Consider the following 16,777-nt stretch of genomic DNA (forward strand, 5'->3'; position numbering starts at 1 on the left):
GCGTTTTTTTATGTGCACTTATTAATTCACCTAATGAGATCTAAGGGTGTTTATAAAGTAAGAATTTTTCATGAAAGAAAGCGGGGACTTAGATTTGAAAAAAGATGCACGTTTTTCTTGTTATCCATTTATGCGTGAAAAGGCATCAACAGTAGATTTTGAAATTCGAACGGATAGCCTTACAACACATATTGGCGTCGCTTTGGCAGCAGTGAAAAAAGAAACGTTAGAGGTAGTAGCGGATGATTTATTAGCCATTTTGCCAATGGCTTACCATGTAAATGGCTCAGTCCGAGGTAAATTAGCGGTAACCGAAGATGATTTAACTTGGCTAAGTGATCGTTATGATTTCTATGTTAGTCATGTTAAGGAAGAAATACAGAGCTTTGTATTACCTCAAGGAACAGAGGCTGCTACTGCATTACATTTATGCCGTAGTGAGGCGAAAAAATCATATCGCATTTTGCACAAAGTATCTGAAGAACGAGAAGTACCAGCTATTCTTTTTGATTATTTAGGATTGCTAGCCAATGTTTTTTTTGTAATGGCTGTCTATATGAATCGGCATGCTGGTATTGCCGAAATACCGTTTATTAGTAAGTCATACCCGATGAAAAAGAAAAAGGAGAATCAATGAAATGAAGAAAATGTTTAAACTTCAATGGCTTTCTGTGTTGATGCTGGCACTTGTATTAGTTGGCTGTGGTGCGAAAGAGGATACTAAAAAAGATGCTATTTCTAAGGAAGATCAACAAGTTGAGAAAACTAGCTATAAAGTTAAGGATGACCGTGGCGTAGAAGTAGAGTTTGATGCCGTACCTAAAACTATTGTTTCATTACAGCCGAGTAATACAGAAATTTTATTTGCTTTAGGTGTGGGTGATAAAATCGTTGGTGCAACTGAGTATGATTCGTATCCAGAAGAAGCTCAAAAAATTGAGCGTGTTTCTGATACTGTAAAATTCAATAGTGAGCGTATTTTAGCGTTAAAGCCAGATGTCGTTATTGCTTATACGACTGGAGGCGATGATGAAAATTTAAATGCCTTAAAAGGTCTCGAAGATGCAGGTATTAAAGTGTTTGCCATTCAATCAGCTAAATCATTTGATGATGTTTACGGGGATATCCAACAAATCGCAACGGTAATGGGAATCAAAGATAAAGGCGACAAGTTAGATAAAGATATTAAAGCTAAAATTGCGGAAGTCCAAGCGAAAGTCAAAGATGTGAAAGAACCGAAAAATATCTACTTAGAAATTAGTCCAAAGCCAGACTTATATACAGCTGGTTCTGGTACATTCCAACAAGAGATTTTAAATGCTGCAAATGTAAAGAACGTTTTTGCTGACCTCAAAAGCTGGGCAAAGGTATCTGAGGAAGATATCATTGCGAAAAACCCAGAAGTCATTTTAACAACAGTAAACTATGTGAAAGATCCAGCGGCAGAAATCCTTTCTCGTGATGGATGGAATTCAATCACTGCCATTCAAAATAAAGCAGTTTACTATATAGATACTGATATTTCGAACCGTCCAGGTCCACGTATTGGCGAAGCTGTTGAGTTAATAGCAAAAGCCGCATACCCTGAGTTATTTAAATAGTCTATATGGAAAAATAGAATTTTGGAGCTGTCCTTTAAAAAGGGCAGCTTTTTTAATAGGTAATTACTCTGGTAGTGTGAACACTTCACTATGAAGATTCCTTGACCCCGCTCCGCTTTGGGGAAAAAGTGATCGGGTAAGGTGAAAAAGTGCTCCGCTTTGTGGAAGAAGTGATCGGGAAGAGTGGATAACTGCTCTACTTCGGTGAGAAGTGATCAGATAATACGGCCACCCGCTCCACTCCGACAGACAAAGAAGCCCTCAAATAAATACTCTTAAAGCTCTAAGTAGTGTATAACATTTCCTAGTGCGAAAATTGGTATTATATCGAATTGTTCTATAAAATAGAGATAAGAATGCTTGCTAACAGAGAGAGGTGCAGTGAGTGAAACAGTTTGATATGAAGATTATTCCGTTTGAGGCAGTCTATAATTTCCGTGATATGGGTGGTTATAAGTCGAGAGATGGTCGTGCTGTTAAGAATGGTTTGATTTATCGTTCAGCAGCACTTGGTAAAATGACGAAAGCAGATAAGGAGCTTTTTGAAACACTAGATGTGAAAACAATTTTTGATTATCGAGACAACCATGAGGCTCAAAATAATCCTAATCCGGTATTCCCGTATGCCAAGAATATTCAAATACCAGCAAAGGGAAATCATGCTTTTGAGATGCCTACAAATACTGGTGGAAAAGATTTTTATAAGGTTGTAAGCCCAGAGATGTTCCGAGAATTTTACGCGCAAATGCCTTTTAATAATGCCTCGTTCAAGGAGTTAATGGCAATGATTCAACACCCTGAAAATTTAGGGCTTGTTCATCATTGCGCTGTCGGGAAGGATCGAACAGGTATTGGCAGCGCACTTATTTTACTTGCTTTAGATGTACCTGAGGAAACGATTATGGAGGACTATTTAGATACGAATGTACATCTACGTCCTTTGGTAGAGAGAATGGCTCAGACAATCCAACATGATTATAGCGATCAAGAATTACAGCAATTTTATGCCTTAATGTCTGCCAGTGAGGAGTATTTACAAGCTGCATTTGATGCAATGGAAAACCGATATGGCTCTAAGACCGCTTTTTTAGAGAGTGAGTTTGGCTTAACAACAGAAAAACGTAAGCAATTGCAGGATCATTGCTTAATATAATAAGAAACCCTTTCACATAAAATTGTGAAAGGGATTTTTACGTATTATACTAGCTTTGCATGTTTCATTAGAAAAAACCCTTTATAGCCTAAAAATCTATGATAAGATACTATATATTTTTATCCCGCGTTAACGGGCAGTAATTTATCTTTATTGAAAGCGAAGCGTCAGGTACTGCCCGTAAAAATCTTTATAAAGCGTATAGGAGAAGTGAAAAGTATTGGCAGATGCATTGAGAGAAAGTGATATAAAAGAGACAAACAAGTTAAGTTTATTCCATTTAACGTGGCCGATATTCTTGGAAGTATTTTTATTTATGTTAATGGGATTAGCCGATACTTTTATGCTTAGTGCTTTATCAGATAATGCTGTATCCGGGGTTGGTGCAGCCAATCAATATATTCATATTGCAATTTTAATACTTGAAGTAGTTGGTAATGGTGCTTCCATTGTTGTATCTCAATATTTAGGCTCAAGGCGCGTTTTTGAAGCGGCGAAGATTTCCGCTTTAGCAGTAACGATGAATTTGGCCGTTGGACTTTTGATGAGTGTTTTATTTTTCTTCTTTTCGAGTCATTTAATGACCATGATGAACTTGCAGGGGGAAGTGCTTAAATACGCCCAAAGCTATTTGGTGATTATAGGAAGCTTCATTTTTTTACAGGCAGTTATAAATGCGTTAGCAGCGATTATCCGTGTGCATGGATGGACAAAGCAAACGATGTATGTATCTCTGGGGATGAATGTGCTACATGTTGTATTAAACTACGGTTTAATTTTTGGTAACCTTGGATTACCGGAGCTAGGTGTAAAAGGAGCGGCTATTTCTTCAGTTATAAGTCGTGGATTAGCGGTTCTTGTGTTTTTCTGGTTGTTGTATCAAGTCATGGAAGTAAGAGTGAAGCTAGAATACTATTTTGAGTATTCAAAGGAATATGTTCGAAAAATATTAAATATAGGCTTACCGTCAGCATTTGAGCAGGTGCTTTATCAGTTCTGTCAGATTGTCTTCCTTTATTATGCAACGTATTTAGGTTCAGAGACACTAGCAGCAAGACAATATGCCATGAATATTTCAATGTTTACGTATTTGTTTGCGATTGCAATCGGTACAGGTACAGCAATAATTATTGGGCGAAATGTGGGTGCTGGTAAAAAAGATCAAGCTTATCATCAGCTTTGGTCAAGTGTACGTGCAGCTTTTGCCTTTACGATAACTATGGTAGCAGTTGTGACGATATTCCGTAAGCAACTTATGCACGTTTTTACTGATAATCCAGAGGTCATAGCAATCGGAGCATCTGTCCTCGCTTTAAGCATTCTACTTGAGACAGGGCGTACAATGAATATTGTGGTTATTAACTCATTACGTGCCTCAGGGGATGCAAGATTCCCAGTGAAAATCGGTTTCTTATCAATGGTATGTATGAGCCTTCCACTCGGTTACTTATTTGTATTCGTTTTAGACTGGGGTTTAGTAGGTATTTGGCTAGCGATTTCGGCAGATGAATGGATGCGAGCCATTATCGTATACTTTAGATGGAGAAGTCGTAAGTGGGAGCGTTTTGCACTTGTTTCACCTACAGAACAGAAGGAGGTAAATTAATGGGAGCACTTTCTAAAAGAGCTGCAGGGGCAGCCTTAATGGATAAAAATATTACGCTTTTTGCTTGTCCAATTTGTCAGGAGTCAATGAGTGTTATTGAGCAGGGTAGATTAGTATGTTCCTCAAATCATTCTTTTGATATTGCCAAGCAGGGCTATGTCAATATGCTGACACATGGTGCTGTTTCTAAGTACAGTAAAGATCTCTTTGAATCTCGAAAAGCAGTTATTGATAGTGGTATCTATGATTTAGTAGAAGATAAAATCGGAGAGTTAATTGCTAATGCAGAAACCGTGCTTGATACAGGGTGTGGTGAGGGTTCACATTTAGCCCGAATTATGGCGAAGAAACAAGGGCTAGGCATTGGTATTGATATAGCGAAAGAAGGGATACTTGCTGCATCCCGACATTATCCAGAGCAAATTTGGTGTGTTGGTGATTTAGCGAAAAGTCCGTTTGCAAGATCAAGCTTCGATGCTATATTAAATATTTTATCGCCTGCCAATTACGAGGAATTTAAACGTCTATTAACTCACAATGGTTGTGTTGTTAAGGTTGTCCCTCAAAGCGGTTACCTACATGAGCTTCGAGCACAATTATATGCGGATTCTACTAAAGAGTCGTATTCGAATGAACAAATAGTTGCTCGCTTTAAAGAAAGTTTTACCGATGTAAGTGTAGAACGTATTACTTATACGGTACCGCTAGCTACAGAGCTTGTACCATCACTGCTTGAAATGACACCAATGGGCTGGCATAAAAAGGAAGAGGTTAATATCCAGTTAAATGAAATTACGATTGATGTTGATGTATTAGTGGGAAGAGTCTAGTTATTTCACATGCGATTGCAGTATACTGGTCTTTTCGATTACAATGGGGATAACTATTGAATAAGGTAGGAATGAAACAGTGTATAAATTTATAGCAAATGTTGTCAAAGTGATATTAAAATTAACGGGCTCAAAAGCGCGTGTATATGAAGAGCAAAACTTACCGAAGGAAGGTGGGTTTATTATTGCATGTACACATACAGGCTATGTTGATATTTTGAATCTTGGTGTTGCGGTACATCCTCGAGAAATTCACTTTATGGCTAAAAAGCAATTGTTTGATATAAAGGGTCTTGGCTGGCTTATAGAGCGTTTAAATGCCTTTCCAGTTGACCGTGATAATCCAGGGCCGAGCGTTATTAAAATCCCTTCACAGTTATTGAAAGAGGGCAAAATTGTGGGGATTTTCCCATCTGGAACAAGAAATGCAGAAGGATCGGATTTAAAGCAAGGTGCGATTACAATAGCTCAACTGTCCAAAGCGCAAATTGTACCAGCTGCTTATGTTGGGGCGCGTAATGCTGGGGATGTCTTTAAGCGTGGAAAGGGTTATCTAATTTATGGCGAGCCATTTTATGTAACGGGTAAGGGTAAAGAAGGTCGCGAGGAATTTACACATCGCCTTGAGCATGAATTAGTAGCATTAACTGAAGAATTAGAGAAGCGAGTTGCAGCGGAAAAGAAATAAAAGTGAAACATATTCAGATGAGGCCTCCTTGTGAAGAAAACAAACCTTCACAACCTTTTGAAGTGGAGTAGCTTCCTGCCAGTTATATGCTGGATAACTTAGAAGGCACTCAGAATCATTGATTTTGAGTGCTTTATCTTCATTCAGCAAATGTTTTATGTAGCGAAAGCAAAGCGACAGCTACAATTACGCCAAGGCAAATTGATAGTAGGAGGACCTAAAAAATGATTCGAGTACTTTTTGTATGTTTGGGGAATATATGTCGATCACCAATGGCTGAAGCGGTCATGCGTGATTTGGTAGAGAAAGAGCATTTGAGTCATAAAGTTGAGGTAGATTCGGCTGCAACAAGCTCTTGGCATATTGGCGAACCTCCTCACAGAGGAACACAAGATAAGTTAAAAGAATATGGCATCTCAACGAAAGGGATGCAGGGCCGACAATTACAAAAGGCTGACTTTGAAAATTTTGATTACATTATCGGCATGGATGAAAGCAATATACGTAATATCCGAACGATGGTAGGCAATCCTGATTCACCAAAGATTTTTCGTTTTTTAGATTTAACTGACCATCAAAAAGACGTACCTGATCCGTACTATACAGGAAATTTTCAAGAAACCTATGATTTAGTTTTAGAGGGTTGTTATGCCTTGTTAGAAAAAATCAAAATAGAAAACCAATTGTAAAGTGACTATAAATGACACATTTTTTGATCCATCACCGAAAGCTAGCTATGACATTTGTTAAAACGTTTGTCATGTAAATAAGTTGATTGGAGTGGAGACTGGGCGACTCCTTGGGGATTAGCGTCACAGATGAGACCCTGGAGCGAGCCTCGCGAGTGAAGCGGCTCATCGGACGCCCCCAGGAAAGCGCCCGGTCGGAACGGAAATCAACCACACGTTATGTTGAAAATTCTATTTTTTTGACAATCAATCCTTAAGAAAGTCACCTTAAACATTGGCATATCTAGCTTTGTAATCATCATTTATGTTATTATTTGCAGAGTAAAGATACGATGAGTATTTAATTACCATTTACAGATGTGCAGCTGCGCATCTATGATTTTGATAAACTAAAATGTTGAAAGAGAGTGGAAACAATGGGTCGTAAGTGGAACAATATTAAAGAAAAGAAAGCGTCTAAAGACCAAAGCACAAGCCGTATCAATGCAAAATTCGGACGTGAAATTTATGTGGCAGCTAAATCAGGCGAGCCAGATCCTGAATCAAACCGTGCCCTTAAAGTTGTTCTCGAACGAGCAAAAACATACAGTGTTCCTAAGCATATTATTGAAAAAGCAATTGATAAAGCGAAGGGTGGCGGCGATGAAAACTTCGATGAATTACGTTATGAAGGTTTCGGACCAGCCGGCACTATGATAATCGTTGATGCCTTAACTAATAATGTTAATCGTACAGCTTCAGATGTACGTGCAGCATTTGGTAAAAATAATGGGAATATGGGTGTTAGTGGGTCTGTTGCCTACATGTTCGATTCAACAGCAGTTATCGGTTTAGAAGGTAAATCAGCAGATGAAGTTCTTGAAATTTTAATGGAAGCAGATATTGATGCTCGTGATATTCTAGAAGAAGATGAGGCTGTCATTATTTATGCAGAGCCGGACCAATTCTTTGCTACACAAGAAGCTCTAAAAGCAGCTGGTGTTGAAGAATTTACAGTAGCGGAACTTTCAATGCTTCCACAAACAGAAGTAGCATTAACTGGTGACGACATTGCGAAATTTGAAAAATTAATTGATGCATTAGAAGATTTAGAGGATGTCCAAAACGTTTACCACAATGCAGATTTAGGCGAATAATATAAATTATAAAACCAGTAGCAAATGAAGCTACTGGTTTTGACTGTAGACAAACGATACTCTTGCATAAAGTTGTATGATAATAGGCTTGCCATGGATCAAAAATATTAATCAAACATATCCTATTATTATTTAGGTTGAATCTCTTTAATGTTTTAATCAATACTCTTTTTGTTCATCTTGTCTACTCATACTAATGATGAGGAGCTGTTGATTTTTCACGGAGAGTGGCGACTCCTGCGGGATTAGCTTGTGCTGAAAGCCCCGACTCGGAGTGAAAATCAACCTTTGTTTATGGATACGCATTAATTTATTCTTTAATGCCACAAGCTAAAAACCAGTAGCAAATTAAAGCTACTGGTTTTTAGCTTCTTTCAGCGGGTGTATGAACATCTGTACCTGTCGCTACGCTTTCGGTACAAAAAACATCTGCTGAAAAGAGGAACTCAGTCTAAGAACTTCACATTCTGTGAAAACGCCTGAGTGACCAACATCATGTTGTTGTTGTTGTTGCCGCTGCGCTTTCGCACAGACAAAAACATGTTGCTGCCGCTACGCTTTCGCACAGACAAAAACATGTTGCTGCCGCTACGCTTTCGCACAGACAAAAACATGTTGCTGCCGCTACGCTTTCGCACAGACAAAACCATGTTGCTGCCGCTGCGTTAGCACTACGCTTTCGCACAAAAAACATCAAAGCCTCCAGCGGATGTCACGGAATAGGAAAGGAGTCCTTAGAGGATGTTATCCTAAAATCATCGCATCCATGCGATAACGGCTAACTGACCTGCATCGGTGCTGTGTTGCTGTCGCTTCGCTTTCGCACAAAAAACATGTGTTAGCACTGCGCTTTCGGACAAAAAACATCTGTTGCTGCCGCTACGTTAGCACTGCGCTTTCGCACAAAAAACATTTGCAGGCCTAAGCACAAAGCCGATTCCGGACGCAATTATACCGAGGCATAATTGATATAGGGAGGAAAACAGTGCAAGCTCTTTTAGCGATTGCTATATTTTTAGTAACTTTATTTTTTGTAATAGTACGGCCACGTAAAATATCGATCGGCTGGTCTGCTTGTATTGGTGCTGCAATTGCGTTGACGCTCGGGGTTGTTACTTGGCAAGATGTTGTTGAGGTAACAGGGATCGTTTGGAATGCAACGTTATCGTTTATAGGAATTATTTTTATTTCACTTATTTTAGATGAAATAGGATTCTTTGAATGGTCTGCCTTACATATGGCACGCATCGCAAAGGGAAGTGGTATCCGCTTATTCATTTATCTTTCCTGTCTAGGTGCTATTGTTTCAGCATTATTTGCAAATGATGGTGCAGCTTTAATACTAACCCCAATCGTTTTAGCGATGGTCCGTAAGTTGGATTTAAGCGATAAAATGGTCTTTCCATTTATTATTGCAAGTGGCTTTATAGCAGACACAACATCATTACCGTTAGTCATTAGTAATTTAACAAATATTGTGTCTGCAGACTATTTCGGTATTGGATTTATGGAATATTTCTTACATATGCTGATGCCGAACTTAGTTTCTTTACTTGCAAGCATTGCTGTACTTTATATGGTCTTTCGCCGTTCAATCCCAAAAGAATATTCACTTGAGGCAGTTGATAATCCGAAGCTAGCAATTCGAGATACGAGATTATTTTTATTATCATGGTATGTTATAGCGATATTATTAGTTGGTTTCTTTACGAGTGAGTTTTTCAAAATTCCTGTGTCATTTATTTTATGTGGTGTAGCGGCTATTTTTTTCCTGCTTGCACGACGTAGCCATATTGTAGATACAAAGAGAGTTGTGAAAGGGGCACCGTGGAATATAGTTTTCTTTTCTATCGGTATGTATGTGGTTGTATATGGCTTGAAAAATGTAGGAATGACAGGATTGCTAACAGGTCTATTAGAGCACGCGATACAGCAAGGGTTGATGGTAGCAACGATAACAATGGGGTTTGTAGCAGCGATTTTGTCAGCTATTATGAATAACCTACCAACTGTAATGATTGATGCATTAGCTATTGCTGAAACTAGTGCAACTGGCATTATTAAAGATGGGCTTATTTATGCAAATGTCATCGGCACTAATTTAGGTCCTAAAATGACACCGATTGGCTCACTCGCAACATTGTTATGGCTCCATATACTGGCTCAAAAAGGAATAAAAATTGGCTGGGTACAGTATTTAAAAATAGGTATTATTTTAACAATACCAACTCTTTTCGCTACTTTAATAGCTTTAGTGGCTTGGATTATGATCATTTCTTAGGTAAATACGATAAAATCAAAAAACTATTTTTCTATAAGGCATATCGCTGTAGGAAGATAGTTTTTTCTTTGATTTCAGCTCATCGGTCGCCCTCAGGAAAGCGCCTAGCCGGAATGAAAATCACGACACGTTATGATGATGAAGAATATTTGGGTAAAAAGGAGAATAATTCATGCTTAAATTACGTTTTACCCATTGTGAAAAATTACAAATCGTAACATAATATAGATTAATAGTCATGGTGTGCGAAGAGAAAAGGGGGCTAAAGAATGAAGTTTTCACGTTCAATACAAGGGAAACTAATTATCATTTCATTAGTATTGTTAATTGTTCCTAGTTTAACAATAGGTTTAGTTAGTTATAGTAAAGCGAATAAAGGTATGGAGAATATCGGCGAACAAGTTATCAAAAATAGTGTTGAATCTACTTTGCAATTAATCGAGCTTGCAAATGAGAGTGTTAAAAGGGGTGACGTTCCTTTGGAAGTTGCACAGGAACGGGTGCGGGAGGCACTTCTAGGGCCAAAGGATAGTGAAGGAAAGAGGCCGATAAATTATCCTGGAGACTTAGGGAAGTATGGTTATATATATGTTTTAGATGATAAAGGGACATTAACAACCCATCCGACTCGAGAAGGGGATAGCCTTTGGAACGATAAAGATAGTAGCGGCAATTACTTTATTCGGGAAGTAATCGAAAAAGCACTTGCTGGTGGAGGATTTACACAATATGAGTTTGCGCTACCGGGTCAAGATGTATTAGCTCCAAAAATAATTTATTCTGAAAAGGATCCTAATTGGGGATGGATCATTGCATCAGGTACATATATGCAAGACTTTAATAAAGAAGCTAATTCATTATTACTCGTTATTGGTATTACATTATTAGGTGCTATTATTGTAGGTACTGTAGTGGTCATAATGGTTTCGAGACATTTAGCTTTACCAGTGCAAAAATTATCGAAACGAGTACGTGAGGTAGCGAAAGGGAATTTAACTGTAGAAATTGAAAATCTACAACGCTCAGATGAGATTGGTCAGTTAAATGAAGGTTTTAATGACATGGTTGATCAACTGAAAACTTTAATTACAGATGTAGAGGAAGCTATTGTAGAAATTCAATCGACATCGTCAAATTTAACATCTGTGGCAGAGGAAACAAATGCTTATGGAGATGAAATAGTAAAAGCGATAAATGAGGTCGCGGACGGTGCAGCAAAGCAAGCTTCAGATGCTGAGGATACAAATAGAACTGCTATTGATTTTGCCCATCAGATTGAAGTATTACATGACAAAAATGAAGTGATGCTTGATGCATCTCAACATATGAAGCGATCAAATCAAGAGGGGCTCTTAAATTTAAACAGCTTAAAAGGGAAATCACACGAGTCTTCAGAATTGATTAATAATGTTCATGCTGTATTTAATAGCTTAATTGTGAAAGTCAGGGAGATTGAAGGCATTGTCGGTACTATTACCGAGATTTCTGATCAGACGAACTTGCTTGCATTGAATGCATCAATAGAGGCGGCTAGAGCTGGTGAGCATGGTAAGGGATTTGCAGTTGTAGCTGAGGAGGTACGTAAGCTAGCTGATCAAACATCTGTAGCAACTGAGCTAGTGCGTACAACCTTAAAGGGAATTGAAAGTGAAACTAATTTAGTGAACGATGAGATGAAGAAAACAAACGTCATTGTTCGTCAGCAAAACGAGTCGGTTGCCATAACGGAGTCATCTTTCAAGGAAATTGAATTGGCTGTAGAGAAGATTATTTCCGTCGTTGGGGAAATGACTGCGGGAGTAGAATATTTAAATAGCTCAAAGGATAACATTATGCAATCTATCGAAAGTATTGCGATGATTAGTGAGAAAAATGCCGCTGCATCAGAGGAAGTAACGGCATCTGTTGATGAACAACAGCGTGCCATTCAGCTTGTTAGTGAGTCTTCCAATGATTTGACAGATGAAATAACAGCATTACAGGAATCTATTAAGCGCTTTATATTAAGATAATCAATCAGGATGTTTGTACAGTAATTCTAGTACAAGCATCCTTTTTCTTGCCTAAGCGTTAATAAAAGGTAAGGGAGGGATAAATAGTGAAAAAATGGGTAATAAAATTAGGGGTTTTACTACTTGCTATAAGTGTTGTTGTTTATATTTGGCTCGGCGAGGAGATGAAACAAGGTCTCCAGCCGACTGCAAACGGAACAGCTACATACATGATTGTCCTGGGAGCGAAGGTAAAACCGGGTGGAATTCCATCGCTTTCTTTGAAAAATAGATTAGAAGAGGCTGTAAAGTATTTGAAAAAGTATCCAAATGTAAAAGTGATTGTGTCAGGTGGAAAAGGGGGAGATGAAGATCGGACAGAGGCTTCTGTCATGCTTAAATACTTACAGGACAATGGCATTGAAACTAATAGAATATTAGTGGAAGACCAATCTACTTCAACTTATGAAAACTTACTATTTTCTAAAGAACTTTTGCCTAAAGGAACTAAGGAAATCACGATTGTCTCTAATGATTTTCATTTAAAGCGTGCCAAATATTTAGCTGAGTCTTTAGGTTTTGAAGTAGATGTCGTTGCGGCAAAAACGCCAAAATCGGTGGAAATTAAGTTAACGCTACGTGAAAGGGCAGCACTATTAAAAACATATATATTTGGCTATTAATTTGTTTCTTAATAACATAGATTTGGCATATAATAGAAATATAACGGGGTATATGATAGAAAGAGGGGAATTATATGAAAACGTTTAAAGATTATGAATACAACCGTCCAAATATTGAGGTAATGAAAGAGCAACAATTATCTTTAATTGAGCAATTTAAAAATGCTCAAACGATGGACGAGCAAAGTGAAATAATTGAGGAATTAAACGGATTGAGTAATGACTATGCTACGATGGCGAACTTAGTGTATATTCGTGCTTCAATTGATACAAATGATGAATTTTATCATGCAGAACGCGATTATTTCGACGAGGTTGGCCCTGAGCTAGAAGAGGTATCAACAGAATATTATAAAGCACTCATCGCTTCACCATTCCGCGAACATTTAGAAGATAAATGGGGACAACAGTTATTCGATCTAGCAACCTATCAAATTAAAGGCTTTTCGCCAACAGTCATTGATTTAATGCAGAAGGAGAATAAGCTTGTTTCAGAATACAATAAACTAGTTGCCTCTGCGCAAATTGACTTTAATGGTGAAACATTAACACTTGCACAGCTTGGACCATATGCGGAGTCTACTGATCGTGCAATGCGTAAGGCGGCAACAGATGCACGCTTTGGCTTTTTTGCTGGGCATGAAGAGGAATTTGATCGATTATATGATGAACTTGTCAAGGTGCGTCATGAAATTGCTGTTAAACAAGGATACAAAAACTATGTCGAGCTAGGCTATATTCGAATGAATCGCATTGACTATAATGCAGAAATGGTAAAGAAATTCCGTGATCAAGTTCGTGATTTGATCGTGCCGCTTGCAACAAAATTATACGAGCGCCAGGCAAAACGCATTGGTATTTCTGACTTGAAGTTCTATGATGAAGCATTAAACTTTTTATCAGGAAATGCTACGCCAAAAGGCGATCCGGAGTGGATTGTTGCGAACGGTAAAAAAATGTATGAAGAGCTATCACCTGAAACTGGTGAATTCTTCAACTTCATGATTGACCATGATTTAATGGACTTAGTAGCGAAGAAAGGAAAAGAGAGTGGCGGTTATTGTACATTTATCGAAAACTATCACTCGCCATTTATCTTCTCGAACTTTAATGGTACTTCTGGCGATATCGATGTGTTAACACATGAAGCTGGGCATGCTTTCCAAGTCTATTCAAGCCGTAACATTGGCATCCCGGAATATTTATGGCCGACATATGAATCTTGTGAAATTCATTCGATGAGTATGGAATTTTTCACATGGCCGTGGATGGAGCTATTCTTTAAGGAAGACACGGAAAAATATAAGTTTACACACTTAAGTAGCGGTTTATTATTCCTTCCTTATGGTGTTGCAGTTGATGAGTTCCAGCATGTGATCTATGAAAATCCGAATATGACACCAGCTGAACGTAAAGCAGCGTGGAAAAAAATCGAAGAAACTTATTTACCACACCGTGACTATGATCATAACAGCTATCTAGAAGCAGGCGGTATATGGCAACGTCAAGCACATATTTATGCAAGTCCGTTCTATTACATTGATTACACGTTAGCGCAAATTTGTGCATTCCAATTCTGGAAACGTTCACGTGAAGAATTTGAAGCTGCTTGGAAGGATTATATCCATTTATGCGGTTTAGGTGGCTCTATGTCCTTTACGAAGCTTGTAAAAGAAGCAGGCTTAATTTCGCCATTTGAGGATGGCTGTGTTGAATCTGTTATTGGTGATATTGAAAATTACTTAAATTCAGTAGAAGATACAAAATTATAGACTACTGCGTTATGCAACATTAGTGAAAATTCGCGATACTCCTGTGGGAAACAATCCGTCCGAGCTTCCTCAGATGCATTAGCATTTGAGGGGCTAGCGGGATTGACGTTGGAGGGTTGTGAATTTTTTTAATTTCAAAAACTCTTTTGTTTTGACAATAAATAATTGAATACTTGCGAAATGGTTAATATATAAGTAGTATTTTCAGTAACTGTGATAAAAGGAAGTGAAGAAAGTGACGAGGAAAGTTTGGTTTCAAGTAGGAGTAGGGGTTTTACTTGCTCTACTAATCATTAAATATTTTATAGAGATTCATTGGATTTTTTCTCCGTTTGTTATTATCTTAAAGGCTATTTTTATACCTTTGTTGCTTGGCGGTGTTTTGTATTATGTTACGGAGCCGATTCAGAGGTTTTTAGAGAAGCGTCAATGGCCGAGATGGGCGAGTATATTAACGATAGTCATTGGACTAATAGCGCTTGTTGGTAGCTTTGGTTGGGTCGTTGGTAATCCGATTGCAGTGCAGGTTAATAATTTAGTGAAAAATATACCGCAGATTAGTGCTAGTATTCAAGATGCAGCTGATTATGTGTTTAAAAACAAGGATAACTTCCCACCGCAGTTAAATGATTTTATCGACAATATGGCAAATTCTGCGCAGCAATTTGCCGTTGTGGCAAGTAAGGGGCTAGTTTCGTTTTTACAATCAGTTGTATCAGTTTCTTTATTAGCTATTTTAATTCCATTTTTCTTTATTTTTATGTTGAAGGATCATGAAAAATTTGCGCCGTCAGTTTATAAATATTTTAGTGGTGAACGTCGTGAATGGGTGAAAAAAACGTTAAGTGAAATTGACGATGTTTTACGTAGCTATATTCAAGGGCAGCTGCAAATTAGTTTTTTACTAGCACTAATTATGTTTGTCGGTTATTTAATTATAGGTCTAGACTATTCGTTGCTGCTTGTTATATTCGCGTTCTTTATGAATATGATTCCGTTTATTGGACCATGGATCGCCTTTACACCAGCACTGATTGTGGCTATTGTTCAGGATCCTGTGTTAGTCATCTGGGTGTCTGTTGTCACACTCGTGGCGCAGCAAATTGATAGTAACTTTATAACTCCTAATGTAATGGGAAAAACACTCGATATACATCCGTTAACAGTTATTACAGTTATTTTAGCAGCAGGTAATATTGCAGGCTTCATCGGTATTATTATTGCTGTACCATTTTATGCAGTATTAAAAGTGATCGTATCCAATATTTATGATGAACGTAACGAGATTAAGAAAAAGGCTACGAAGTCAGTATAGGAGTCGGAAAAATGGAACAAGAAATTGTGAAAGTTTTTAATGAACAGCATGAACAGATTGGGACAGCAACGAGAGCAGAGGTACATGAAAAAGGGCTATGGCATGAAACATTCCACTGTTGGCTAGTCAATGAGGACTATATCTATTTCCAAATCCGTAGTGCACAAAAAAAGGACTACCCTGGCTTACTTGATATTACAGCAGCGGGGCATCTATTAGCCATAGAGACAGTAGAATCAGGAATTCGTGAAGTGAAGGAAGAGCTAGGACTCGATGTCAACGTACACGAAGTTGTAAAAATGGGCATGACATCTTGTAGTATCGTTTCGGAAAATATGATTGATAATGAATTTTGTCATGTTTTTATATATCCATTCAAACACGATTGGGAATCATTTGAACTGCAGTATGAGGAAGTGTCTGGGGTCGTTCGAGCAAAGCTTGACGAGGCAGAGGCATTCTTTTTAGGAGAAACAGCTACTCTGAATATTGAAGGCTATGAATATTTCCCTGATGGTCAACGCGTGAAAATTGTGCGCCCAGTAGGTACAGCACAATTCGTCCCTTACCGGGAACTATACGTTGCCCACGTTATTCGATTTGTAAAAGATAAAATGTTTAATAAAAGATTATAATTTGTTAGGGTTGTCTGAAAAAGCCCTTCATAAGAATTTTAGTATAATTGTAAAATGTAAAATCCGCTTCTCTTTCTGTGGACAAGGTATGAGCCGCATCGTTGTGCTCTTGCTTTATCCACAAGGAGTTTTAAGCGGATTTTTTTACCTTTATTTTAGATAATTATTAGGCTCTGGCTTTCGTAAATATACTACTATTTTTGTCTTATCATCAAAAGTTAGGGTTATTATTTTTTTAGGGTATGCCATGTGAAAAAGTTGATTGGAGTGGAGACTGGGCGACTCCTTGGGAATCTAGCAATAGAGGAACGAAGGCTAAAACCATCACGTCCTGTGATAACGCCTTCGTGACCAACATCCTGCTGTTGCTGTCGCTACGTTGCACTACGCTTTCGCA

At 38.1% G+C, this 16,777-nt stretch carries 15 protein-coding genes; 14 read left to right on the forward strand and 1 reads right to left on the reverse strand.

Annotation, left to right across the window (positions count from 1 at the left end):
• Positions 1-94 precede the first annotated feature (94 nt).
• The 8 genes from ACQKMV_RS13875 (at position 95) to ACQKMV_RS13910 (ending at position 7,703) form a co-directional block, all read left to right on the forward strand.
• Positions 95-637, forward strand: coding sequence for an ATP:cob(I)alamin adenosyltransferase (locus ACQKMV_RS13875; protein WP_427504639.1), 543 nt, complete (start codon positions 95-97; stop codon positions 635-637).
• A 1-nt stretch (position 638) separates the two neighbouring features.
• On the forward strand, positions 639-1,601 hold the full coding sequence (locus ACQKMV_RS13880; RefSeq protein WP_427504640.1) for an ABC transporter substrate-binding protein: 963 nt from the start codon (positions 639-641) through the stop codon (positions 1,599-1,601).
• A 385-nt stretch (positions 1,602-1,986) separates the two neighbouring features.
• On the forward strand, positions 1,987-2,754 hold the full coding sequence (locus tag ACQKMV_RS13885; RefSeq protein WP_427504641.1) for a tyrosine-protein phosphatase: 768 nt from the start codon (positions 1,987-1,989) through the stop codon (positions 2,752-2,754).
• A gap of 220 nt (positions 2,755-2,974) precedes the next feature.
• Positions 2,975-4,360, forward strand: coding sequence for an MATE family efflux transporter (locus ACQKMV_RS13890; RefSeq protein WP_427504642.1), 1,386 nt, complete (start codon positions 2,975-2,977; stop codon positions 4,358-4,360).
• Entirely contained in the window at positions 4,360-5,190 is an 831-nt protein-coding gene (locus ACQKMV_RS13895; protein WP_427504643.1) for a putative RNA methyltransferase, read from the forward strand. The genes ACQKMV_RS13890 and ACQKMV_RS13895 overlap by 1 nt, the downstream gene beginning before the upstream one ends.
• Before the next feature lie 79 nt (positions 5,191-5,269).
• The gene (locus ACQKMV_RS13900; protein ID WP_427504645.1) at positions 5,270-5,878 is read left to right on the forward strand and encodes a lysophospholipid acyltransferase family protein; all 609 of its coding nucleotides are present in this window, start codon (positions 5,270-5,272) and stop codon (positions 5,876-5,878) included.
• Positions 5,879-6,102: 224 nt separating this feature from the next.
• The gene (locus tag ACQKMV_RS13905; RefSeq protein ID WP_427504646.1) at positions 6,103-6,567 is read left to right on the forward strand and encodes a low molecular weight protein-tyrosine-phosphatase; all 465 of its coding nucleotides are present in this window, start codon (positions 6,103-6,105) and stop codon (positions 6,565-6,567) included.
• Positions 6,568-6,983: 416 nt separating this feature from the next.
• Entirely contained in the window at positions 6,984-7,703 is a 720-nt protein-coding gene (locus ACQKMV_RS13910; protein WP_427504648.1) for a YebC/PmpR family DNA-binding transcriptional regulator, read from the forward strand.
• Between the two features lie 493 nt (positions 7,704-8,196).
• On the opposite strand, the gene ACQKMV_RS13915 is transcribed toward ACQKMV_RS13910, so the two are convergent.
• Positions 8,197-8,388, reverse strand: a complete 192-nt coding sequence (locus ACQKMV_RS13915; protein ID WP_427504650.1) for a hypothetical protein — start codon at positions 8,386-8,388, stop codon at positions 8,197-8,199.
• 300 nt (positions 8,389-8,688) lie between these two features.
• Here ACQKMV_RS13915 and ACQKMV_RS13920 point away from each other — a divergent pair, with 300 nt between their 5' ends.
• From ACQKMV_RS13920 to ACQKMV_RS13945, 6 genes are all read left to right on the forward strand, one after another.
• Positions 8,689-9,984: an arsenic transporter gene (locus tag ACQKMV_RS13920; protein WP_427504651.1), complete on the forward strand. Its 1,296-nt coding sequence runs from the start codon at positions 8,689-8,691 to the stop codon at positions 9,982-9,984.
• Positions 9,985-10,253: 269 nt separating this feature from the next.
• Positions 10,254-11,996 carry a methyl-accepting chemotaxis protein gene (locus ACQKMV_RS13925; RefSeq protein ID WP_427504652.1) on the forward strand — a complete coding sequence of 581 codons (1,743 nt, stop codon included), beginning with the start codon at positions 10,254-10,256 and terminating at the stop codon, positions 11,994-11,996.
• 86 nt (positions 11,997-12,082) lie between these two features.
• A complete protein-coding gene (locus ACQKMV_RS13930) occupies positions 12,083-12,658 on the forward strand; it encodes a YdcF family protein (RefSeq protein ID WP_427504653.1) in 576 nt (191 codons plus the stop codon).
• 74 nt (positions 12,659-12,732) lie between these two features.
• On the forward strand, positions 12,733-14,430 hold the full coding sequence (locus ACQKMV_RS13935) for a M3 family oligoendopeptidase (protein WP_427504655.1): 1,698 nt from the start codon (positions 12,733-12,735) through the stop codon (positions 14,428-14,430).
• Between the two features lie 235 nt (positions 14,431-14,665).
• Positions 14,666-15,745 (forward strand): AI-2E family transporter, encoded by a 1,080-nt coding sequence (locus ACQKMV_RS13940; protein WP_427504657.1) that lies wholly within the window; start codon positions 14,666-14,668, stop codon positions 15,743-15,745.
• A gap of 11 nt (positions 15,746-15,756) precedes the next feature.
• Complete coding sequence (locus tag ACQKMV_RS13945; RefSeq protein WP_427504658.1) at positions 15,757-16,380, forward strand: NUDIX hydrolase; 624 nt, start codon at positions 15,757-15,759, stop codon at positions 16,378-16,380.
• Positions 16,381-16,777 lie beyond the last annotated feature (397 nt).

It is taken from the genome of Lysinibacillus sp. NPDC094403 (assembly GCF_050278745.1).
GTDB lineage: Bacteria > Bacillota > Bacilli > Bacillales_A > Planococcaceae > Lysinibacillus.